We start from the raw sequence: 21,393 nt of genomic DNA, 5'->3' as shown, positions 1-21,393 counted from the left end.
ACCTCATCCTGAGGGCCCGCCCCTTGGGCGGGCCCTCAGGATGGCCGCAGATACGCTCTCTCTATTGCGCGGCTGCTTCCCGCTTGCGCGATCCTGTCGCGGCGGAGTGCTCGCGGTCCATCACGGCGCGACAGCCCGGGCTGACCTGAGCCTTCTTCTGCACCATGCAGGCCCTGATCCTGGGGATGTCGGGGATCTCACTGGAGCACAGCCGCATCGCATCGCCCGAGCACATCTGCTGCGCTTCGGACGAGAACGCGAAGCTTGGCGATGTTGGGATTGCGATGGCGGTGGTGGCGAGGGCGAAGAGAGTTGCGATCGTCTGATTGCGTGTCATGTAGAATGCGTCCCCGAGTTCCGTGGGCTTGAGCCACTTGGTTTTGGGGCGCCGCACGCGGCTTGACCTGCCGCATGTCTCAGCCATCACGCCGGGACCTCAATCCCGCATGTGGTTGCTCGATCTCTGGTGATGTTCGAATCGAAAAGTGCTGCGCCGCCCGAGCCAAGTATGCGCCATTGTTGCGCGACCGCAATGGCAGGCAAAAAGGAATTCGCAATTGTTGCGCGCACGTCACGCACAACGCGACTCGCGTGCGATCAGATCAACCGATCGGAGGATACGCTCGCTTGTTCCACATCGCTTGCGGCAAGCGCTGCATGCTCTTCGACCGCCGTAACGCCCTTTGCCGTGAGCTCGAACAGATCTCCGTCCTTCATCACGTAACCGTCGGCGATCAGCTCGCCTATCTTGCCGTGCCGGTCGTCGGCAAAGGCGATGGATTGGCTGATGTCCCTGAGGATCGAGAGCTGTTCGTCGCGCAACATGGCTTCACTCTCCGTTCGCCGGGGATGGTTCCGGTCCTCACATGCCGTGGCTCTGAAAGACCTTGCTGCAAGACCGCGACAGTTTGGCCCGGTTGGCTTGCAGGCAGGCCTGCACCGCACCGTCATTGCCGAGGTCCTTGCGGCAGAAGCGCGAGGCGTCCCGCGAACAGGCCTGCTGCTCCTGCGGCGAACCCATATGGCCTTGTGCGAGAGCGGGCGCGTTCGACAGGCCGCTCACGGCCGTCAGTGCGATCGTCGCCAGGAAGAACAGTTTGCGGGACATCGGCGGCTCCAAATCTGACAGGTGAATTTCAAGTCCGTCGCTATGCCGCTTGTTCCCAGCGCAGAGCCCGCACCCCCCCGCTATTCAAGGTTCCCGCGGCGCTGCTATAGTAAGGTGAAGGATGAGGGTGCCTGATGAAACGCTATCTCGTGTTTGCGCTGGTCGGCCCGTTCGTGGGCGGGTTCCTGCTGCTGCTGACGACGACCTATCAGTCCGGCTATTGGACCCAGACCAGTCTCGCTGAGGTCGGCAAGCTGTTCGCGGTGTTCTTCAAATCCTTGCAATACAGTTATCTGTTCGGCTTCCTGCCCTCGCTGATGATCGGTGCGGTCGACGATATCCTGGTCCACGTCCGCCGGATCGGCCCGGTGCTGCGGATGCTGCTGGTCGGCGTGTTCGCCTTCATCCTGGCCTCGCTGACCTACAGCTCGCGCGGGCCGGACTCGGGCGCGGTGCAGTTCATCCTGTACGGCCTCGTCGGGTTCGTGCCGGCGGTGATTTCATCCTGGCTCGTGCATAAATATGTCGCGGAGCCGCAGCCGGCGGCGGCACAGACTTGAGGGCGCGACCTTCGATCACGCCGCAGCAACCTCCGCCGCGCTGGCGCGTTCCCTACAGGCCATGACCATGTCCGATGACGATATTCTTGCTCCGCGTCGATCCCGTTCGGGAAGCCGCTCGGGTGCGGCCTCCTCGGGCACCGACGGGCGTGGGCCGATCATCGATCAGGACGGTCACGAGATCCGGCCCGAAACGCTGGGGCAGGGCTTTCGCGAATTTCGCTTCGAGTTCGGGAAGGACAGTCCCTTCGCCGGCAACCCGTTTGGCAATCTAACGCGCGAGCAGCGGATCGCGCGGATCGAGGCGATCGCAAAGCTGCTCGACGTCGCCTTCGTGCTGCCCGGAACCAACATCCGCTATGGCATCGATGGGTTGATCGGGTTGATCCCCGTCGTCGGCGACATCATCACCGCCGCGATCTCGCTCTGGCTGGTGCAAGAGGCGAGGGCGCTCGGGGCGCCCTGGTACATCACCGCGCGCATGCTCGGAAATGTCGCCCTCGACGGCGTCGTCGGCATCGTCCCGTTCGCGGGCGACGCATTCGACGTCATGTTCCGTGCCAACATGCGCAACGTGCGCCTGCTCCGCCGCTGGCTCGACAAGCAGCCTCGCATCTGACACGCCCCAAAACGCAAAAAGCGCGACGGCCTTTCCGGCCATCGCGCTTTCAGCGCACATCGGAGCGCGTGACGAAAACTTACGCCGCGTCGGCAGCGTCGGTGCTGGCTTCCACCGGCTTGCGGTGGCGGGGCAGCGGGAAGGCTTCGCTCTCATAGAGCGACCGGATGCCGTTCTGGTCGAAGCGCGCTTCTTCGACCTGGAGATAGGCGCCGTTCAGCGAATCCGTCGGCAACTGCTCCATCGCGAACTGGACGGCTTCGGCCGCGGTGCCGAACCGGCGATAGGTGAAGCCTGCACGCTTCTTCTTGCGGATCGCAGCGGGGAAGAGTTCGGCGGAAGTGTTGAAGTTGAACGGACGCAGTGGACGCATGGTCAAAGACCTCGTGATCTCTCTGGGGCTTTAAGCGCGTGGGGTTGGGACGGGCAGAGGCCACGATTGAGTGGGCGCCGCACATGTCATTTTCGTCCTCTAATATAGCCCGTTTTGACAAAATTGCGACCCCCGCGATGCGAGATGATGAATCTGCGCATGGCAGCTCCGCAGCCCGGGAAATTGCAGGAATATCAGCGACTTGAATGGTCTACAGCTTGCCAAGGAGCAGCAGCACGAGCAGCACCACCAAGACGAGGCCGCCGATCCCCATGCCGGAATGACCCATTCCGTAGCCGTAGCCGCCGAAGCGGCCCGACAGGCCGCCGACGAGATAAATGATCACCAGGATGATCAGGATGGTCCCAAGCGTCATGGCATCCTCCCTGGCGGCCGCCGCCACGCCATGGCCAGCCGCACCACCAGGGAAGAAAAGCACATCGCGGCGCCGGGTTCCATGACGGAACTCGGCGCCGCGCAAGGTTTATTTGGGTTCGAGCTTCAGCGCGGCGGAATTGATGCAGTAACGCAAGCCCGTCGGCCCCGGGCCGTCGGGGAAGACATGGCCGAGATGACCGCTGCACTTGGCGCACAGCACCTCGGTACGGATCATGCCGTGGCTGACGTCCCGCTCCTCTTCGATATGGCCCTCGACGGCGGGTTGGGTGAAGCTCGGCCAGCCGCAGCCGGAATCGAACTTCGCGTCGGACTCGAACAGCACGTTGCCGCAGCCGGCGCAGGTGTAGGTGCCGGCGCGGTGGTCGTGCTCATATTCGCCGGAGAAGGGACGCTCGGTCGCCTTCTCGCGCAGCACCGCGAACTGCATCGGCGACAACTCGCTGCGCCATTGCTCTTCGCTCTTGATGACCTTGTCGTCCGTGGTTTTCGTCTTGGTGTCGGGCATGGGTCTCCCGTTTTTTCAGTTGGTGGCCTTGCTGGCGCTCACCAGCGTCGGCTTCTCGATATAGTTATCCGCGAACAGCTTTTTCAGGTTCTCGACCTTCGGAAGGTCGTTGTAGGCGATATAGGGCTGGTTCGGGTGCAGGGTCAGATAATCCTGGTGATAGGCCTCCGCCGGATAGAATGCCTCCAGCGCGCCGACCTTGGTCGCGATCGGCTTGCTGAAGACCTTGGCGCCGTTGAGCTGGGCGATATAGGCCTCGGCCACCTTCTTCTGTTCGTCGGACGTGGTGAAGATCGCCGAGCGATATTGCGGACCGGTGTCGGGGCCCTGCCGGTTGAGCTGGGTCGGGTCGTGCGCCACCGAGAAGTAGATCTGCAGGATCTTGCCGTAGGAGATCTTCTTGGGGTCGTATTTGATCTCGACGGATTCCGCGTGGCCGGTCCGGCCGCTCGAGACGGTCTGGTAGTCGGCCGTCGCCTTGGTGCCGCCGGCGTAGCCGGAGACCGCGTTGACGACGCCCGCGGTGTGCTGGAACACGCCCTGCACGCCCCAGAAGCAGCCGCCGGCGATCACGGCGGTCTGGATCCCGCTTGCGGGGGCCACATCAACGGCAGGAGCGGGGATCACGACCGCATCCTCTGCGGCCCGGGTCGGCGCGGCAAAGGCCAGCGTCAGGGCGGTGGTTGCGGCGAGCAGGGACAGGACGGCAGGTCGGCGCATGGCGATCCTCTTTCGGAAGGTCTGACAGTCTAGGGCGGTTGGGGCCGGGCGAACAGCCTGCCCGGCATTTTCGGACATTCGAGATACGGGCGGACCGGGCGATTGTTACGGCCGGAGGGACACGAGCCCGTGAAACGCGCCGCCTCCAGCGGCCCGGCTTGGCGACGACCGGAACTCCGCGCTAGATGAACCGGCGCGATCGGTGATCGACTTAAGAGAATCGTGGCTGGAGCTGACCTGACAACATGCTGCGCGTGGCATCCCTGACCCTCGTCGTCGTGCTCGCCATCCTGGCCGGCTGGAGCTCGCTCGCGGCGGCCGAACCGCAACCCGGCGACGACCTCGCCATTTGCCGCGACCGCCAGGCGGATGCACAGGCGAGGGCGCAGGCCTGCGACAAGCTGCTCAACGCCGACCGGCTCACCGGCAAGGACAAGGCCATCGCGCTCTCCGTGCGCGGCAATACGCTGATCAACAAGCGCGACTACGTCCACGCCATCGAGACCTTGTCCATGGCCGTCGACCTCGATCCCGACAACGTCGTCACGCTCAATTTGCGCGGCCTCGCCTATGAGCGGACGGGCCAGGACGACCATGCGATGACGGACTACAACCTCGCGCTCCAGAAGCGCCCGACCTACGGTGTCCCCTACAACAACCGCGGCGTCATCCAGTTGCGCCGGGGTGCGCTGCAAAGCGCGCTCGACGATTTCAACCTGTCGATCAAATACGCGCCCAGGTTCCTGCTCGGCTACACCAACCGCGCCCGCGTGCGCACGCTGATGCAGGATTTTGACGGCGCGATTGCCGATTTCGCGGAGGCCGAGAAGATCGAACCGGCCGCGCAGCAGATCACCGGCAACCGCTGCATCACCTATAGCATGATGGGCAAGTTCGACCAGGCCTTCGCCGACTGCAACGGCCTAATCGAGAAGCAGCCGAAGAACACGTACGCGATCAACAATCGCGCCGACGTCAACATGTTGAAGGGCGATTTCGAAGCCGCGCTGAAGGACTACAATACGGCGATCCAGATCAACCCGAACAACGTCCGGGCACATTCGGGTCGCGGCCAGATCTACGAGCGCAAGAAGGATCTCGCCCAGGCCCGTGCCGACTATCGTGCGGCGGCCTATTCGCTGACGAAGTTCGACGAACTTGACGTCGCGCGCGCCCGCGCGATCGCGCAGGAGCGATTGGCCGCGCTGACCCCGCAGCCGTCGGCCGGATCCACCGGGCGCCGTGTGGCGCTGGTGATCGGCAACGGTGCCTACAAGAACGTCCACGCCTTGCCCAATCCGCCACGCGACTCGAAAATGATCGCAGCCGCGCTGCGCGATGTCGGCTTCCAGACCGTGATATCCGTCAGCGACCTCACCCGCGACAAGTTCTTCGAAGCGTTGCAGACGTTTGCCGCCGAGGCGGAGAAGGCGGATTGGGCGGTGGTCTATTATGCCGGCCATGGTTTCGAGATCGGCGGCGTGAATTATCTCGTTCCCGTCGACGCCAAGCTCGCCGCCGACAGGGACGCCGAGACCCAGGCGGTCGCGCTGGAGCAGGTGATCGCGGCGGTGGGCGCTGCGCGAAAAGTGCGTCTGGTGATGCTGGATGCCTGTCGCGACAATCCGTTCGCGCCGACCATGCAGCGCACGCTGTCGCTCAAGCTCGTGGACAAGGGTTTTTCCAACATCGAGCCGGGCGCCGGCTTCATGGTGGTCTACGCCGCCAAGCACGGCGAGACCGCGATGGATGGCGACGGCGGCGCCGACAGCCCGTTCGCCACCGCGCTCGCTCGCGAGATCAAGATGCCGCGCGTCGAGATCCGAAAACTGTTCGACATCGTTCGCGACGATGTCTGGCTTGTGACCAAGCACGAGCAGCAGCCGTTTTCCTACGGCTCGCCGCCGGGGCGCGAGGATTTTTATTTCGTCGCGGGGAAGTGAACCGCGATGCCGGTGCCGTAGGGTGGGCAAAGCGAAGCGTGCCCACCGTTTTTATTGCGTCTGTGGAGAGATGGTCGGCACGGCGCTTTGCGCCTTTGCCCACCCTACAGCAGCGCGGCTTTACACCACAATGCTCAGCCGCTTCGCCGCCCGCGTGATTCCCGTGTACAGCCACCGCGCGCGGCTCTCCTGAAACGCAAAACTCTCGTCGAACAGCACGACGTCGTCCCATTGCGAGCCCTGCGACTTGTGCACGGTCAGCACGTAGCCGTAGTCGAACTCGTCATAGGGCTTGCGCTGCTCCCAGGCGATCGCCTCGACGCCGCCCTCGAAGCAATCGGCGCGCACCGAGACCTTGGTCACCTTGTGGCCGAGATCCTCGTCCGGCGACAGTCGCATGCTGAGAATGCGGGATTTCGAGCGCGAGGTGTTGCGCGACTTCACGCGCCACAGCCCGCCGTTGAACAGGCCCTTCTTGCGGTTGTTGCGCAGGCAGACCAGCTTGTCGCCGGCGACGGGGAAGACGTCCTCGATGTTCTGGCGCTGGCGCACCCGCATGTTGTACGCGCGTCGCGTGTTGTTGCGGCCGACCAGCACCTGGTCCGCGGCCATGACGCGATCAGGGTCGAGCTCCTTGCGCGACACCACCTCGCTCTCGCCGTAGCGGCCGATGTCGAGCTCGCGGCCCTCGCGGACGTCCATCGACATCCGCACGATCGGATCGTCCTGGGCCTGGCGGTGCACCTCGGTCAGCATCGCGTCGGGCTCGGTATTGGTGAAGAAGCCGCCGCCCTGGATCGGCGGCAGCTGCGCGGGATCGCCCAGCACCAGCAGCGGGCAGTCGAACGACATCAGGTCGCGGCCCAGTTCGGCATCGACCATCGAGCATTCGTCGATCACGATCAGCTTGGCCTTGGAGGCCGGGGCGTCGTCCCACAGCTCGAAGCTGGGCTGCTCCTCACCGGATTCGCGGGTGCGGTAGATCAGCGAATGGATGGTGGAGGCTTCGTCGCACCCCTTGTTGCGCATGACCAGCGCCGCCTTGCCGGTGAAGGCGGCGAACTTCACCTCGCCGTCGACGCCGTCGGCGATGTGCCGCGCCAGCGTGGTCTTGCCGGTGCCGGCATAGCCGAACAGGCGGAACACCGGCGGCGTGCCGTTGCGGCCGGGTTTGGCCTTGAGCCAGTCGCCAACGGCCTTGAGCGCGGCATCCTGATGCGGGGTGAATGTGGCCATGTCTGTCTTGAGGAGGGGGCGAAAACGGAGCGATTCGCCAGCCCCAAAACTAACCATTCGCACCGCTGGTTCAAGCCGGGGGGGCGCCCTATTGCCAGCCGGGAACGCCGCGCATGTCGGGCAGATGGTGGGCGATGCCCTTGTGGCAGTCGATGCAGGTCTTTTCCTTGGTGAACAGGAAGCGCTGGTGCGCGACCGAGGCGCGCGGCGACTGCTTGGTGATGTCCATGGAATCGGCGCTGTGGCAGTTCCGGCATTCCAGCGAATCGTTGGACTTGAAGCGCGCCCATTCATGCGCCGCCAGTTCGAGCCGGTGATCCTGGAATTTCTCGCGGGTGTCGATCGTGCCGAAGATCTTGCCCCAGACCTCCTTGGAGGCCTGCATCTTGCGGGCGATCTTGTCGGTCCAGTTGTGCGGCACGTGGCAATCCGGACAGGTCGCGCGCACGCCGGAGCGGTTGGCGAAATGGATGGTCGACTTCAGCTCGGCGTAGACGTTGTCCTTCATCTCGTGGCAGCCGGTGCAAAATTTTTCGGTGTTGGTCAATTCCAGCGCGGTGTTGAAGCCGCCCCAGAAGATCACGCCGGCCATGAAGCCCGCCAGCACCAGCACGCCGAGCCCGAACACCGAGCTCGGACGGATCAGCACCTGCCAGAGCTCGCGCGCGAAGTCCCAGCTTCGCGCGACGAAGCCGCGTCTGGCCTTCAGTCCCTCGCCGGGTTCATCAGCGGTCGTCGTCATCGGCGGCCACCGGGGCTTGCGCGCGACAGCAGCGTGTCGATGTCGGTGAAGTCGTTGCTGACGGGCGGATTGGCGGTGTTCTGCGGCACGTGGCATTCCGTGCAGAAGAAGCGGCGCGGCGAGATCGAAGCCAGAAACTGGCCGTCGCGGTCCATGAAGTGGGTGATCGAGACCATCGGCGCCTGCGATTCCGCGATGCGCGCCCGCGCATGGCAGGCACTTGTTGCCGTTGAGGTCGATCTGATAGCCGTCGATCGTGTGCGGGATCACCGGCGGCTGCTCCGGATAGTTGCGCACGGGTTGGCCGATCCTGTTCACGCCCATGTACTTCATCGCGATCTGGGCGTCTCATTTCCCGAACGGCGGCTGGTCCCGCAGCTGGCCACCGGTGCTGCCGAATTTCCCCCTGACCCATCTCTGGTTCATCTATGTGCTGCTGGAGCTTTATGTCGTCGTGCTGCTGCTGCGCGGCGCATTTGTCTGGCTAGATGCGTCAGGCAGGTGGCGAGCGGTGATTGACCGGGTCTTCGCCGGGATCATGAAAAGTCCGCTGGCCCCCCTTGTTCTGGCAATCCCGATCGGCGCCGCCTTCTGCCTCGACCAACGCTGGATCAACGTGATGGGCGTGAGGACGCCGGATCAATCGCTCGTCACCAACGCGCAGGATTGGCTTCGGCACCGCCTTCGCGATCGGCTGGCTGCTGCATCGGCAGATCGATCTGCTGCGACTGATTGAGCGGCGCTGGCTCCCGCATCTTCTGCTCGCAATCACTCTGATCCTGATCAGTTTCGTGCTGGTTGGGGCGATGACGTCCGCGCCGGGTGCACCGAAACTGCCTTTCGGCTTCGCCACGCTCCGGCTTGTCTCCGTGATCCTGTATGCGCCGGCGATATGGATTTCGACCTTTGCGGTCATCGGCCTCGCGCTCCGCTTCATGTCCGGCTTCAGCCCGACCTGGCGCTATCTCGCCGATGCATCCTACTGGCTCTATCTGATCCATCTGCCGATCGTGATGGCGCTGCAGGTCGCGCTGTCGCAGCTCGACTGGCCCGGTCTGATCAAGTTCGGTGTTCTTCTCGTCGTCGCGCTTCCTCCGATGCTGGCGAGCTATCATCTGCTGGTGCGCTTCACCTTCATCGGCGTGGTCCTGAATGGCCGCCGTGCCGAAAAGCACCTTCTCCCGCAAGGCGGAATTGCGACTGCGTAGACAGCGCCGCCCCGCCCATTAAGATGCCCGCAACAAAAACATAAACGGCAAGAAAACTTGCAAGAAAACTTGCAAGAAAACCTGCAAAAAAACCTGGGAGAGACGGCGTCATGAAGTTCGGCATCTTCTATGAGCTGCAACTGCCACGGCCGTGGGTGGCCGGCGACGAGCTCAGCCTCTATCAGAACGCGCTCTCGCAGATGGAACTCGCAGACAGCCTCGGCTACGACCACGCCTGGGTTGTCGAGCATCACTTCCTCGAAGAATACTCGCATTCGCCCTCGCCGGAATCGTTTCTCGCAGCCGCGAGCCAGCGCACCAGGAACATCCGGCTCGGCCACGGCATCCTCCAGCTCACGACCAACCACCCCGCACGTGTCGCCGAGCGCGTCGCGGTGCTCGATCTGCTCTCCAACGGCCGCTGCGAATTCGGCATGGGCGAGAGCGCCTCCATCACCGAGCTCACGCCGTTCGGCCGTGACATGGAGACCAAGAAAGAGGTGTTCGAGGAGGCCGTCGCCGCGATCTTCCCGATGTTCAAGGACGCAGGAAGCGAGCACCACGGCAAATATTTCGACATCCCGTTGCGCAACGTCGTGCCAAAACCGGTGCAGAAGCCGCATCCGCCATTGTGGATGGCCTGCTCGCAGCTGCCGACCATCGAGCGCGCCGGCCGCCATGGCTTTGGTGCGCTCGGCTTCCAGTTCGTCAGCGCAGACGCCGCGCACGCCTGGGTTCACGCCTATTACAACGCCATGACCAAGCGTCTCGCCAAGCTCGCCGACTACGAGATCAACCCGAACATGGCGCTGGTGTCGTTCTTCATGTGCGCAAAGACGGACGAGGAGGCGCGTGCGCGCGCCGACGGCGCCACCTTCTTCCAGTTCGCGCTACGCTTCTACGGCGCGTCGCAGAATCGCCAGCGTCCGGCGCCCTATACCGTCAACATGTGGGACGAGTACAACAAGTGGAAACGCGACAATCCCGAGGCGCAGGAGGCTGCGCTGCGCGGCGGACTGATCGGCTCGCCCGAGACGATCCGCAGGAAGCTGAAGCGCTTCCAGGGCTCGCATATCGACCAGGTCATCCTGCTGAACCAGGCGGGCAAGAACAGCCACGAGCACATCTGCGAATCGCTGGAGCTGTTCGGCCGCGAGGTGATGCCGGAATTCCAGAACGATCCCGCGCAGGCGGCCTGGAAGCAGGGCGTCATGAGCGGCGAGATCAAGCTCGAGGAGATCGACACGCAGGCGTTCACCGACCGCTATGGCAAGCTCGCGATCAACGTTCCGCCGGCGAAGGCGGCGGCGGGGTAGGGTCTTTCGCCGCTGCGGCCGGATGAGTTTATTTGGATTCGGTTTTCGTCTGGATGTTCTGAACGGCTCCGCCCACGGGAGTCCACTGCACGCGGCCATCCAAAGCGGAGAGGTTTAGACCCCCGCCGGTCCCGAAGAGAACCATGTGACCCGAGCTGACGGAGTCCACAGCGATCGTCGCGCGGGGGAGTTTTGCAGCATTGTACATCGTCAAGGACGCATCCTGATGATCGTTCAGGGACAGCACTGCCCGCTGACCCTGCTCCGTATCGAGGAGCGACACCGAAGGTACGCCATCCTGGCGAAGCCCGATGCTGAGACGCACCTTCTCGCGGCTATCCAAGAGCGAGATGTGCGGCGTTCCGTCGGAAGTGGATGAGATCAAGGCGACGATTTTGCCGGTGCCATTTCGCAAGGCAATTGTTTCCACAGACAGGGTCTTGGCCTTGACTGTATCGGCATTAGCGGTCGCATGCCATTGCGATGAAATGATCGCCGCAGCCGCCAGGATCGTAGCCCCCAAAACGCTCCAACTCATAGCCTTCAGCGACCGGTCCTGCCGCTGGATATGCGATGCGAGATTTTCAAGCGTGGGTTCGACCTTGAACATAGCTGCGCCTTTGCCTTGGAGTAAGCTTCACATCCGAGCATACCCTGCTGGGTGCGAATTCTGCTAACCTAGCAGGGGATGCCGGCAAAACACTGTCGAGACAGTCACCTCAGCGGCCGCCCGGAAGGTGATTGCGCTGGCACGATGCAGAGTGCCGCAACTGCCTTGAACGCTCAGTGACCGATATCACGGGCGCTTTGATGGAGCGCATTTGCCGCCGTATATTGCTTCGCGGGGCTTCTCAGTCAGAACCTCTACAGGCAACTCCATCGATGATATCGTATCGGCCTTCGGCCGCAGCGAGTGATCCATGGAGTGGTCATGGCGAAACACAGGATCTATACCACCAGCTTCGCAAGCGTTTACCCGTTTTACGTTGCGAAGGCGGAGAAGAAAGGGCGCACCAAAACGGAGGTTGATCAGGTCATCTCCTGGCTGACAGGCTATGGTCAGAACGAACTGGAAGCTCAACTGGAGCAGGGGACGGACTTTGAAACCTTCTTTGCGAAGGCCCCCAAGATCAATCCTTCGCGAACCCTGATCACAGGCGTGGTTTGCGGCGTCCGGGTCGAGGACGTCAAAGAACCCACGATGCGAGAGATCCGCTACCTGGACAAGCTGATCGATGAGCTGGCGAAGGGAAAAGCAATGGACAGGATTCTGCGCAAAAGTGCTTCCTGAGCCCCTTCGTCCGCCGGCTCGGCGACGTGGCAGGAGATATCGGGCGACACCCGCCTTCCGCTGCGCGGCCATTGCTGATAAATTTCGTCAAAAGGCGATGGGGAGAAAACGATGCGCCCTCACGGGACGCCCGCAAAGCCGGCGGCTGGCGATGTCACACCCGCGGTGCTTGCCATCGGTCGTCCGGATTTTCCTGATGTCCTGATCGATACACTGCGTCGGCAGGCCGGGGTCGGGCATTGCATGGTGTTCGCGCTGAGCCGCGCGGGCGCCGCACACTGCCTGCTCGATGCCGGCAACATCCCGATCGGCGGCGATCTCGGCGCTGCCTATGCCGGCCAGTTCCACCAATCCGATCCCAACCGCGATGCGCTGTTCGAAGGTGAGGGCCGCGCCACGCTCGTGCTGCCCGCCTTCGCGCCGCGCATGTACGGCGCCCGCTACCGAAAAATGTTCTTTGTGGATTCCGGCATCGTCGACAAATGCGCGACCGCGATCTGGGTCGATGACACCTGTTTCTACGTCAATTTCTATCGCATCGCTGTCCAGGGCCGCTTCAGCGATGCCCAGCGTGCGCGGCTTGAGGCCATCGCACCGGCCATCAGTGCGAGCGTGGCACGCCATTTCCAGCACGGCTCGGCAGCGACGACCGAGCAGTCTGTCGCCGCGCTATTCGCGACGCGCGCGCCCCTCGCCAGCCTCACCCCGCGCGAGCAGGACGTTTGCCGGCGCATCCTCTCCGGCTTCAGCTCCGAGGCGATCTCGCAGGCACTCGGCATCAGCCTGCATTCGACGCTGACGTACCGCAAGCGCGCCTATGAGCGGCTCGGCATCTCGTCACAAAGCGAGCTGTTTGCGATCGTGCTGCGCCTGCTCGCCGGCCCGCGCAGCCTGAACTGAAGCTGTCCCAATCGCTGGGGACAGACGGCGCCTCGTGAAGCCGCTAGCCTTGGCGGCTAACCAGCAATGGAGCGAAGCTTGAGCACGGCGCCGCGCATCGACATCGACCCAGCCGCATTCTGGGCCGATCCCTATCCGATGCTCGCCAAGATGCGCAAGGAGGCGCCGATCGCCTTCGTACCTCAGCTCGGCTCGACGCTGCTGACGAGCCGCGACGATATCTCGATCTCCGAGAAGCAGATCGACGTGTTCTCCTCGCACCAGCCCGCGGGTCTGATGAACCGGCTGATGGGCCACAACATGATGCGCAAGGACGGCGAGGCGCACCAGGTCGAGCGCCGTGCGATGTTTCCGACCGTGTCGCCGAAGACGGTGAAGGCGCACTGGACCGCGCTGTTCCAGGCCCATGCGGATCGCATCATCGACGCGATCGCGCCCGGGCGAATCGATTTCATGCGCGACTTCGCGTTGCCGTTCTCAGGCGAATGCCTGAAGTCGATCACCGGCCTCACCAATATCTGCTTTGCCGACATGGACGCCTGGTCACAGGGCATGATCGAGGGCATCGCCAATTACAGCGGCGACGCGGCCGTCGAGGCGCGTTGCCATGCGGCGACGTCGGGCATCGATGCCGCGATCGACGACATCCTGCCGGTGATGCGCAAGCATCCCGACCAGAGTATCCTCGGCGTGCTCCTCGCGTCCGGCATGGCGATGGAGAGCGTGCGCGCCAACGTCAAGCTCGCGATCTCCGGCGGCCAGAACGAGCCGCGCAAGGCGATCGCCGGCACGGTGTGGGCGCTGCTGACCCATCCCGACCAGCTCGATCTCGTGCGCAAGGGCGACGTGACGTGGCTCCAGGCCTTCGAGGAATATGCCCGCTGGATCTCGCCGATCGGCATGTCGCCGCGGCGCATCGCAAAGCCGTGGTCGATCCGCGACGTCGCCTTCGAAACCGATGAACGCGTATTCCTCATGTTCGGCTCCGCCAATCGCGACGAGAAGCACTTTGAACGCGCCGACCAGTTCGACGTGCGGCGTGATACGGCCAAGAGCGTCGCGTTCGGCGCCGGTCCGCATTTCTGTGCCGGCGCCTGGGCCTCCCGCGCCATGATTGCCGACGTCGCACTGCCGACCTTGTTCGCCCGTGCCGGCCGGCTCGAGATCGCCGACGACGAGCCGGTACGGATCGGCGGATGGGCCTTTCGCGGGCTGCAGAATCTACCGGTGAGATGGCTGCATTAGGCCGGCAGGGACCGGTCCATCCGCAACGCCGCCACGATGCCATCCTGCTCCTGTTTTGCCCGACGAGTCAAGGTCAATTTCGGATAAGCGTAAGTCATTGTTTTCGCGCGCCCCGGCTACTGTGCATGGGGTTGTTTTCGCGATTTTTAATTTCTCGGCTCGGTTGCGTGCGTTTTTCACATTCGCGTGCGGAAAAATATCCCCTGCGTTCGCTCCGTGGATCGAAAGATTAATCATGCGCTCCGCCAGGTGCGCAGTGCATGCATCGCTATTTTTCCGCGCGTCTCGACACCGCCGATAAGCCGCCCCATCATTCCCGAGCACGAATGAAGGACGGCCGCACGCGGCCGGGAGTGTCGGATGCAACGTCGGGATTTTCTCAAACTATCCCTTGGAACTGCGGCAGCCGCCGCATTCGTTTCGCACGCCAACGCGCAAGCAACGTCACAAGGCGCGGTGAAGGAAATTCGTGTCGGCTACCAGAAGACCGGCGTGCTGGTTATCACGCGTCAGCAGGCCGCCCTGGAAAAGCATTTCGCGCCCCTGGGCATCGACGTGAAATGGGTCGAGTTCTCGTCGGGGCCTCCGATGATGGAGGCAATGAATGTCGGTAGCATCGATTTCGGCGCGGTCGGCGACTCCCCGCCGGTGTTCGCCCAGGCCGCGGGCGCGGCGATCGTCTATGCCGCCGGCCAGCCCATCACCAACGGGCAGGGCATCCTGGTGCCGAAGGATTCGCCGATCCGCGGCATCGCCGACTTGAAAGGCAAGCGCGTCGGCTTCACCAAGGGCTCCAGCGCCCACAACATCGTGGTGCAGACGCTCGAGAAAGCCGGCCTGACCTATGCCGATATCACGCCGGTCTATCTGACGCCGCCGGATGCCGGGCCTGCCTTTGCCAATGGCAGCATCGAGGCGTGGGCGATCTGGGATCCTTACTTCGCGATCGGCGAGACCAAGCAGGGCGGCCGCATCCTGATCAATGCGCGCGACGTCACCAAGACCAATTCCTTCTTCATCGCCAACCGCGATTTCGCCAGGAATCACGGCGCCATCCTGCAACAGATCATCGATGTGACAACCGCCGCCGGTCAATGGGCCGAGCAGCACCGCGACGCGGTCGCCAAATCGCTCGCCGCGATCACCGGCGTCCCGCTGGACATCCAGACCCTCGCCGCCAATCGCGCGAATTTCGTGGTCGGCCCGGTCACCGACGACATCGTCACGACCCAGCAGGGCGTCGCCGACCGCTTCCACAAGCTCGGCCTGATCCCGAAGCCGATCGTGATCCGCGACATCGTCTGGCGCAACCCGGCAGCCTGATCGTGCCAACCAATCTCCCCATCTCAAAGGGTTTGAACATGAGGCGTATCATCCAGCGTCTGATCGCGGCCATCGTGCTGTCGATCGGCATCGTCGCCGCCGCGGTCGGCACCTCCTACGGACAGGACAAGGTCGTCCGCATCGGCTACCAGAAATACGGCAAGCTGGTGCTGCTCAAGAGCAAGGGCACGCTGGAGCCGAAGTTAGCTGCCGACGGCTACAAGGTGGTGTGGACCGAATTCCCCTCCGGCCCGCCGCTTCTCGAGGCGCTCAATATCGGCGCGATCGATTTCGGCAACACCGGCGAAGCCCCGCCGATCTTCGCGCAAGCCGCCGGCGCGCCGATCCAGTATGTCGCCTACGAGCCGCCGGCGCCGAAGGGCGAGGCGATCCTGGTGCCAAAAGACAGCCCGCTGAAATCCATCGCCGATCTCAAGGGCAAGAAGGTCGCGCTCAACAAGGGCTCCAATGTCCACTACCTCCTGGTCAAGGCGCTGGAGAAAGCCGGCGTCAAATATTCCGAGATCGAGCCTGTGTTTCTGGCGCCGGCCGATGCGCGCGCCGCCTTCGAGCGCGGCGCAGTCGATGCATGGGTGATCTGGGATCCGTTCCAGGCCGCCGCGGAAGCCGCCACCAGCGCCCGCACGCTTACCGACGGCACCGGCATCGTCGCCAACTACCAGTTCTATTTTTCCTCGAAGAAATTCCTCGAAGCCAATCCGAGGATTGTCGACGCCGTGCTGGCCGAGCTGAGCGCGGTCGACGATTGGGCCAAGGGCGATATCCACGCGGTTGCCGAGCAGCTGGCGCCCTCGATCGGCCTGTCAGTCCCGGTGGTCGAGGTCGCGCTGAAGCGGCAATCCTACGGCATCAAGCCGCTGACCGATGCCGTCATCGCCGATCAGCAGCAGGTCGCGGACGCGTTCTTCGCGCTCAACCTGATCCCCAAATCCATCAAGATTTCCGACGTGGCGCGGAAGCCAGGATCATGAGCAAGCAAATGAGCAAGCAAACGAACGCCAACATCCTCTGGTTCCTGCCGACCCACGGCGACGGCCGCTATCTCGGCACCGGCATCGGCGGCCGCGAGGTCAATTTCAACTATCTACGCCAGATCGCGCAGGCCGCCGACCAGCTCGGCTATTTCGGCGTGCTGCTGCCGACCGGGCGGTCTTGCGAGGATTCCTGGATCGTGGCGTCCTCGGTCGCGCCGTTCACCGAGCGGCTGCGCTATCTCGTGGCGGTCAGGCCCGGCCTGCAATCGCCGAGCGTGGCCGCGCGCATGACCGCGACGCTCGACCGCATCACCAACGGCCGGCTTCTGGTCAACGTCGTCACCGGCGGCGATCCCGTCGAGAACAAGGGCGACGGCATCTTCCTCGCCCATGACGAGCGCTACGAGGTTACCCGCGAGTTCCTCAGCGTCTATAGCGAGCTGCTCGCCGGCAAGACCGTCAATGTCGAGGGCAAGCACATCCATGTCGAAGGCGGAAAGCTGCTGTTTCCTCCGGTGCAGTCGCCGCGTCCGCCGCTCTATTTCGGCGGCTCGTCGGATGCCGGCATCGACGTCGCCGTCGACACCGTCGACAAATATCTGACCTGGGGCGAACCGCCGGCCTTGGTAGCCGAGAAGATCGCGAGGGTGAGGGAGGTCGCAGCAGCTCGCGGTCGAAAACTATCCTTCGGCATCCGGCTCCACGTGATTGTCCGCGAGACCAATGACGCGGCTTGGCGAGCGGCCAATGAGCTGATCAAACATGTCAGCGACGAGACCATCGCGACCGCGCAGAAGAACTTTGAGCGGATGGATTCGGTTGGCCAGCAGCGCATGGCGCAGCTTCACGGCGGCAAGCGCGACAAGCTCGAGATCGCTCCGAACCTATGGGCCGGTGTCGGCCTCGTGCGCGGTGGCGCCGGCACGGCGCTGGTCGGCGACGCCCAGACGGTCGCGGCCCGTATCAAGGAGTATCAGGACATTGGCATCGATACCTTCATCATGTCGGGCTACCCGCATCTGGAGGAAGCCTATCGTTTCGCCGAGCTGGTGTTCCCGCTGCTCTCGCTGGAGCAGCCCAGCAACGTGACCAGGCTTCACTTCAACGGTGGTCCTTTTGGTGAAACGGTCGGCAGCGATTATCGTCCGCAGCAGCAGGTATCGCAATCATGAGCCTGATCGACAACGTTTCGCTCCCGCGCGGTTTGCGGCTGCCGCGCGTGGACGGCCTGATCCAGTGGATCGTGCCGCTAGCCATCATCGCGATCTGGCAGGTCGCCGGCGTCACCGGCTTCGTGCCGACGCGGGTGCTGCCGGCGCCGAGCGACGTGTTGCTTGCGGGCTGGAAGCTGCTGCTCTCCGGCGAGCTCGTTCGCAACATCTGGGTCTCGTTCTGGCGCGCCTCGATCGGCTTCCTGATCGGCGGCAGCATCGGCTTTGCCTTCGGCCTCGCCAATGGCCTGTCGCAGCTGTCGTCAAAGCTCACCGACACCACGCTGCAGATGGTGCGCAACGTGCCGCATCTGGCGCTGATCCCGCTGGTCATCCTGTGGTTCGGCATCGACGAGAGCGCGAAGCTGTTCCTGGTGGCGCTCGGCGTGTTCTTCCCGATCTACCTCAATACGCTGCACGGCATCCGCACCGTCGATCCCCAGCTGATCGAGATGGGCCGCATCTACGGCATGAGCGACGGCGAGCTGTTTCGCCGGGTGATCTTCCCGGGCGCGCTGCCCTCGATCTTCGTCGGCATCCGCTTCGCGCTCGGCATCATGTGGCTGACCCTGATCGTCGCCGAGACCATCGCGGCGTCCTCGGGCCTCGGCTACATGGCGATGCAGGCGCGCGAGTTCATGCTGATCGACGTCGTGGTGCTCTCGATCCTGATCTACGCGCTGCTCGGCAAGCTCGCCGACAGCGCCTCCCGCGTGCTGGAGCGCCTGACGCTCTCCTGGCACCCCGCTTATTGGAAACGCTGAGCAGACATACTGGGAATCACATGCAGACAGCCCTTCGTACCTCCCTTCCGGACACCGAACTCGCCAGCCGTTCCCATTTCGCGCCTCACGCCCGCGTCGTGCGCGAGGAGCGCCCAGTGCAAACGAGCGGCCTGCCGCTCAGCATCCGCGGCCTGCGCAAATCCTACGGCGACAACGAGGTGCTGCGCGGCATCGACCTTCACATCCCCGCCGGCCAGTTCGTCGCCATCGTGGGCAAGAGCGGCTGCGGCAAGAGCACGCTGCTTCGCCTCATCGCCGGCCTGGAGAAGTTCGACGCCGGCAGCATCTCGCTCGGCGACGCGGTGAACCCCGAGGATATTCGCGTGATGTTCCAGGAGCCTCGGCTGTTGCCCTGGGCCCGCGTTCTCTCCAATGTCGAGGTCGGCCTCGGCCGCGATCGTTCATCCAGTGATGCGCATACACGCGCCGATAAGGCGTTGACCGAAGTCGGACTGACCGACAAGCGCGACCAGTGGCCCTCGGTCTTGTCGGGCGGCCAGAAGCAGCGCGTAGCGCTTGCCCGCGCGCTGGTCTCGCGCCCCCGCGTGCTCGCCTTCGACGAGCCACTTGGCGCGCTGGACGCGTTGACCCGCATCTCGATGCAGCGGTTGCTGGAGCGCGTTTGGCGCGACCAGGGCTTTACCGCGATCTTGGTGACCCACGATGTCGCCGAGGCGGTCGCGCTGGCCGACCGGGTGCTGGTGATCGAGGAAGGCCGGATCGCCCACGACGTCGTGGTTAACACGGCCCGGCCCCGCCAACGCGGCTCGGCCGAGCTCGCGGGTCTCGAAGGCTCGATCCTGAGCCACCTTTTGTCGGCGGACGATCGTACCTAAATAGAGAGGGACCCCCACTTGGGGACGATGCCATGAATGTAGTGCCCCGCGATCTCATGACCGAAAATGCCGTCTCCTCCGCCGATTTCCGCGGCGCCATGCGCCACCTTACCGGCGGCGTCAGCGTCATCACCGCCGGACGGGGCAAGGACATCACCGGCATGACGGTCACCTCGGTCAGCTCGTTCTCGGTCGATCCGCCGACGCTGATCGTCAGCATCAACCGCGACGCCTCCTCCTTCCCGCTGATCCGCCGCCACGGCGCTTTCGGCGTGAACATCCTCGCGGCCGATCAGCTCGACATCGCCGAGCGCTTTGCCGGCAAGGGCGGGCTTAAGGGCGCCGATCGTTTCGCGGGCGCCAGATGGGTGACCGCGGTCTCGGGTGTTCCGCTGCTGGTCGGCGCATTGTCCGCCGTCGACTGCGAGGTCGAGGAGATCTTCGAGCGCCATTCGCACGGCATCATCATCGGGCGTGTCAGAGACGTCAGGAATTCGATCCGCAACGCTGCGCTGGCCTATTGGCACGGTCAGTATGTGACGGTGGATCAGGACGAAGACGCCGTCAGGCTTGCGGACGTCAGCCTTCCCAGCCACGTCCGCCGCGGCATTTGATCGCCGCCGGCGACGGGCCGTGCAGGCTGGCCTTTTCCCCGTCATCGCTCTAGAAGCGCTGCCTGAGCCTCCCGCCGGGACAGCAATGGAGCGCAATGATGAAACGCGTCGCGACCTGGGCCTTCTACGCGGTCGGCGCGCTCGCGATCGCCTATCTCGCGCTCTACGCCTACGCGATGTTCAGCGGCCATCCGATCGTGCCGGGCGACCCCATCCAGATCTTCCGCAGGCCGGATGCGCCGAGCTATTCGTGACGGCTCTCTCAATTCGTCATGGCCGGGACAAGCCCGGGCATGACGGCGGAGTGCGGGCGACTATCCCCGCAAGATCGCCAGCGCCAGCGCCTGTGCGCGCGGCACGATGCTGTCGAGCTCGAGATATTCCTCCGGCGTGTGCGCGAGCCCGCCGACCGGGCCGAGCCCGCAGATGGTCGGCGTCCCGACCGCGGCGGTGAAGCCGGAATCGGCGCAGCCGCCGGAGAACTCGCCCTGGAGCGTGGTGAGGCCGGCCTGCCTTGCGGCGGCCTGATAGTTCTCGAACAGCGCCCTTGAATCGGCGCTCTGTACCACCGGCACGAACTCGCCTTTGACCGTCAGCGTCGCGCTGGTGCCAGGCACGTAAGGTGTCGCGATGATGGTCTCGATCGCAGCCATCACCCTCGCGCGGTCCGCCGGATCGACATAGCGCAGATCGATCTGTCCTTCCGCGTAAGGCGCCGTGGTGTTGACGGACTGCCCGCCCGAAACAAGGCCGACATTGAGCGTGATACCCTTGTCGAGATCGGTCAGCGCGTGGATCTGCACGATCTTGTGCGCGAGCTCGCCGATTGCGCTGACGCCGGCGGCGAAATTGGCCCCGGAATGCGCGGCTTTGCCGATAATGGCGAAATGCATGAAGATGCCGCCCTTGCGTCCCGTGACGATATTGCCGGTCGGACGGCCCGGCTCGGAATTGAACACGGCGCGCGCGGTTCGGCCTTCGCGCTCGATCACCGGCCGGGAGGAGGGCGAGCCGATCTCCTCGTCCGAGGTGATCAGCAGCTTGATCGGGTGCGGGTTGCCGCCGAATTTGTGGAAGGCGGTTGCCACGAATATGTTCATGACGACGCCGGACTTCATGTCGGCAACACCGGGACCATAGGCGCGCCTGCCCTGGATCGTGAACGGACGCCGTCCGGCCTCGCCCTTGCCGAACACGGTGTCACGATGCCCCATCAACAGCACCGGCTTCTCGTTGCTGCCCGGCTTTGCCACTTCGGCATGGATGGCATCGCCGAATGTGGCATGGCTTTCGCGCCGGAACGGAATGCCATGCTCGGCGAAATGCCGCTCGAACCGCGCCCCGACCGCATCGACGCCTTCCTTGTCATACGACCCGGAATCGATGTTCACGACATCGCGCAGCAGGTCGATCATCGCCTGCCGCTGCGTCGCCAGCCAGTCCGTGATTTGAGCTTGAGACATG

27 protein-coding genes and 1 pseudogene are annotated in these 21,393 nt (G+C 63.9%); 16 read left to right on the top strand and 12 right to left on the bottom strand.

Going from position 1 to position 21,393, the window contains the following annotated elements; genetic code table 11:
* Positions 1–61 precede the first annotated feature (61 nt).
* The 3 genes from AC0L23_RS37265 to AC0L23_RS37255 form a co-directional block, all read right to left on the bottom strand.
* The gene (locus AC0L23_RS37265) at positions 62–337 is read right to left on the bottom strand and encodes a hypothetical protein (RefSeq protein ID WP_231190374.1); all 276 of its coding nucleotides are present in this window, start codon (positions 335–337) and stop codon (positions 62–64) included.
* 260 nt (positions 338–597) lie between these two features.
* Positions 598–825, bottom strand: coding sequence for a hypothetical protein (locus tag AC0L23_RS37260; RefSeq protein ID WP_473358178.1), 228 nt, complete (start codon positions 823–825; stop codon positions 598–600).
* A gap of 37 nt (positions 826–862) precedes the next feature.
* Positions 863–1,108: a cysteine rich repeat-containing protein gene (locus AC0L23_RS37255; RefSeq protein WP_085384905.1), complete on the bottom strand. Its 246-nt coding sequence runs from the start codon at positions 1,106–1,108 to the stop codon at positions 863–865.
* Between the two features lie 134 nt (positions 1,109–1,242).
* Between AC0L23_RS37255 and AC0L23_RS37250 the strand changes: the two genes are divergently transcribed.
* Together AC0L23_RS37250 and AC0L23_RS37245 are read left to right on the top strand one after the other, a co-directional pair.
* Complete coding sequence (locus tag AC0L23_RS37250; RefSeq protein ID WP_085349175.1) at positions 1,243–1,668, top strand: DUF5413 family protein; 426 nt, start codon at positions 1,243–1,245, stop codon at positions 1,666–1,668.
* A 61-nt stretch (positions 1,669–1,729) separates the two neighbouring features.
* Positions 1,730–2,287 (top strand): DUF4112 domain-containing protein, encoded by a 558-nt coding sequence (locus tag AC0L23_RS37245; RefSeq protein ID WP_085395191.1) that lies wholly within the window; start codon positions 1,730–1,732, stop codon positions 2,285–2,287.
* A 79-nt stretch (positions 2,288–2,366) separates the two neighbouring features.
* Here AC0L23_RS37245 and AC0L23_RS37240 read toward each other — a convergent pair whose 3' ends face one another.
* The 4 genes from AC0L23_RS37240 to msrA all read right to left on the bottom strand — a co-directional run bounded on the left by AC0L23_RS37240 (position 2,367) and on the right by msrA (position 4,284).
* On the bottom strand, positions 2,367–2,660 hold the full coding sequence (locus tag AC0L23_RS37240; RefSeq protein WP_007596188.1) for a hypothetical protein: 294 nt from the start codon (positions 2,658–2,660) through the stop codon (positions 2,367–2,369).
* 211 nt (positions 2,661–2,871) lie between these two features.
* Positions 2,872–3,036, bottom strand: a complete 165-nt coding sequence (locus tag AC0L23_RS37235; protein ID WP_083926348.1) for a DUF3309 family protein — start codon at positions 3,034–3,036, stop codon at positions 2,872–2,874.
* A gap of 108 nt (positions 3,037–3,144) precedes the next feature.
* Complete coding sequence (gene msrB / locus AC0L23_RS37230; RefSeq protein WP_018453863.1) at positions 3,145–3,564, bottom strand: peptide-methionine (R)-S-oxide reductase MsrB; 420 nt, start codon at positions 3,562–3,564, stop codon at positions 3,145–3,147.
* 15 nt (positions 3,565–3,579) lie between these two features.
* Positions 3,580–4,284 carry a peptide-methionine (S)-S-oxide reductase MsrA gene (msrA, locus tag AC0L23_RS37225; RefSeq protein WP_018453864.1) on the bottom strand — a complete coding sequence of 235 codons (705 nt, stop codon included), beginning with the start codon at positions 4,282–4,284 and terminating at the stop codon, positions 3,580–3,582.
* 245 nt (positions 4,285–4,529) lie between these two features.
* On the opposite strand from msrA, the gene AC0L23_RS37220 reads away from it, so the two are divergent.
* Complete coding sequence (locus AC0L23_RS37220) at positions 4,530–6,227, top strand: tetratricopeptide repeat protein (protein WP_473358177.1); 1,698 nt, start codon at positions 4,530–4,532, stop codon at positions 6,225–6,227.
* Between the two features lie 120 nt (positions 6,228–6,347).
* Here AC0L23_RS37220 and AC0L23_RS37215 read toward each other — a convergent pair whose 3' ends face one another.
* The 3 genes and pseudogenes from AC0L23_RS37215 to AC0L23_RS37205 form a co-directional block, all read right to left on the bottom strand.
* Positions 6,348–7,463, bottom strand: a complete 1,116-nt coding sequence (locus AC0L23_RS37215; RefSeq protein WP_007596183.1) for an ATP-dependent DNA helicase — start codon at positions 7,461–7,463, stop codon at positions 6,348–6,350.
* Between the two features lie 88 nt (positions 7,464–7,551).
* Positions 7,552–8,205, bottom strand: a complete 654-nt coding sequence (locus AC0L23_RS37210) for a NapC/NirT family cytochrome c (protein WP_085349178.1) — start codon at positions 8,203–8,205, stop codon at positions 7,552–7,554.
* Positions 8,202–8,505, bottom strand: a pseudogene (locus AC0L23_RS37205) (nitrate reductase cytochrome c-type subunit); the annotation flags it as partial. The gene AC0L23_RS37210 and the pseudogene AC0L23_RS37205, both read right to left, overlap by 4 nt.
* 22 nt (positions 8,506–8,527) lie before the next feature.
* On the opposite strand from AC0L23_RS37205, the gene AC0L23_RS37200 reads away from it, so the two are divergent.
* The 3 genes from AC0L23_RS37200 (at position 8,528) to AC0L23_RS37190 (ending at position 10,729) form a co-directional block, all read left to right on the top strand.
* Positions 8,528–8,941: a hypothetical protein gene (locus AC0L23_RS37200; RefSeq protein ID WP_349520670.1), complete on the top strand. Its 414-nt coding sequence runs from the start codon at positions 8,528–8,530 to the stop codon at positions 8,939–8,941.
* A complete protein-coding gene (locus tag AC0L23_RS37195) occupies positions 8,844–9,413 on the top strand; it encodes an acyltransferase family protein (protein ID WP_349520706.1) in 570 nt (189 codons plus the stop codon). Before AC0L23_RS37200 ends, AC0L23_RS37195 begins: the two co-directional genes overlap by 98 nt.
* A 110-nt stretch (positions 9,414–9,523) precedes the next feature.
* Positions 9,524–10,729, top strand: a complete 1,206-nt coding sequence (locus tag AC0L23_RS37190) for an LLM class flavin-dependent oxidoreductase (RefSeq protein WP_085359408.1) — start codon at positions 9,524–9,526, stop codon at positions 10,727–10,729.
* A gap of 28 nt (positions 10,730–10,757) precedes the next feature.
* On the opposite strand, the gene AC0L23_RS37185 is transcribed toward AC0L23_RS37190, so the two are convergent.
* Positions 10,758–11,339 carry a hypothetical protein gene (locus AC0L23_RS37185; RefSeq protein ID WP_085395138.1) on the bottom strand — a complete coding sequence of 194 codons (582 nt, stop codon included), beginning with the start codon at positions 11,337–11,339 and terminating at the stop codon, positions 10,758–10,760.
* 321 nt (positions 11,340–11,660) lie between these two features.
* Between AC0L23_RS37185 and AC0L23_RS37180 the strand changes: the two genes are divergently transcribed.
* The 10 genes from AC0L23_RS37180 to AC0L23_RS37135 all read left to right on the top strand — a co-directional run bounded on the left by AC0L23_RS37180 (position 11,661) and on the right by AC0L23_RS37135 (position 20,183).
* Entirely contained in the window at positions 11,661–12,020 is a 360-nt protein-coding gene (locus AC0L23_RS37180) for a DUF2200 domain-containing protein (protein WP_085395137.1), read from the top strand.
* Positions 12,021–12,131: 111 nt separating this feature from the next.
* Positions 12,132–12,920 (top strand): helix-turn-helix transcriptional regulator, encoded by a 789-nt coding sequence (locus AC0L23_RS37175; protein WP_085395136.1) that lies wholly within the window; start codon positions 12,132–12,134, stop codon positions 12,918–12,920.
* A gap of 78 nt (positions 12,921–12,998) precedes the next feature.
* A complete protein-coding gene (locus AC0L23_RS37170) occupies positions 12,999–14,165 on the top strand; it encodes a cytochrome P450 (RefSeq protein WP_245329495.1) in 1,167 nt (388 codons plus the stop codon).
* A gap of 360 nt (positions 14,166–14,525) precedes the next feature.
* The gene (locus tag AC0L23_RS37165) at positions 14,526–15,488 is read left to right on the top strand and encodes a sulfonate ABC transporter substrate-binding protein (protein ID WP_473358176.1); all 963 of its coding nucleotides are present in this window, start codon (positions 14,526–14,528) and stop codon (positions 15,486–15,488) included.
* A 38-nt stretch (positions 15,489–15,526) separates the two neighbouring features.
* Positions 15,527–16,480: a sulfonate ABC transporter substrate-binding protein gene (locus AC0L23_RS37160; protein WP_085359398.1), complete on the top strand. Its 954-nt coding sequence runs from the start codon at positions 15,527–15,529 to the stop codon at positions 16,478–16,480.
* Positions 16,477–17,655, top strand: a complete 1,179-nt coding sequence (gene ssuD / locus AC0L23_RS37155; RefSeq protein WP_085349190.1) for an FMNH2-dependent alkanesulfonate monooxygenase — start codon at positions 16,477–16,479, stop codon at positions 17,653–17,655. The genes AC0L23_RS37160 and ssuD overlap by 4 nt, the downstream gene beginning before the upstream one ends.
* Positions 17,652–18,458: an aliphatic sulfonate ABC transporter permease SsuC gene (gene ssuC / locus AC0L23_RS37150; RefSeq protein WP_085359394.1), complete on the top strand. Its 807-nt coding sequence runs from the start codon at positions 17,652–17,654 to the stop codon at positions 18,456–18,458. Before ssuD ends, ssuC begins: the two co-directional genes overlap by 4 nt.
* Before the next feature lie 20 nt (positions 18,459–18,478).
* Entirely contained in the window at positions 18,479–19,315 is an 837-nt protein-coding gene (locus AC0L23_RS37145) for an ATP-binding cassette domain-containing protein (protein WP_085395133.1), read from the top strand.
* A 32-nt stretch (positions 19,316–19,347) separates the two neighbouring features.
* Positions 19,348–19,929 carry a flavin reductase family protein gene (locus AC0L23_RS37140; RefSeq protein WP_085395132.1) on the top strand — a complete coding sequence of 194 codons (582 nt, stop codon included), beginning with the start codon at positions 19,348–19,350 and terminating at the stop codon, positions 19,927–19,929.
* 98 nt (positions 19,930–20,027) lie between these two features.
* Positions 20,028–20,183 carry a hypothetical protein gene (locus tag AC0L23_RS37135; RefSeq protein ID WP_007596165.1) on the top strand — a complete coding sequence of 52 codons (156 nt, stop codon included), beginning with the start codon at positions 20,028–20,030 and terminating at the stop codon, positions 20,181–20,183.
* 60 nt (positions 20,184–20,243) lie between these two features.
* Here the strand turns inward: AC0L23_RS37135 and AC0L23_RS37130 are convergent, their stop codons facing one another.
* Positions 20,244–21,392, bottom strand: coding sequence for a M20 family metallopeptidase (locus tag AC0L23_RS37130; RefSeq protein WP_085395131.1), 1,149 nt, complete (start codon positions 21,390–21,392; stop codon positions 20,244–20,246).
* Between the last annotated feature and the right edge of the window lies 1 nt (position 21,393).

The organism is Bradyrhizobium sp. MI1.4 (genome assembly GCF_055811315.1).
Note: the sequence above shows the minus strand (reverse complement) of the source record. Positions and strands in the feature narration are given on the sequence as shown.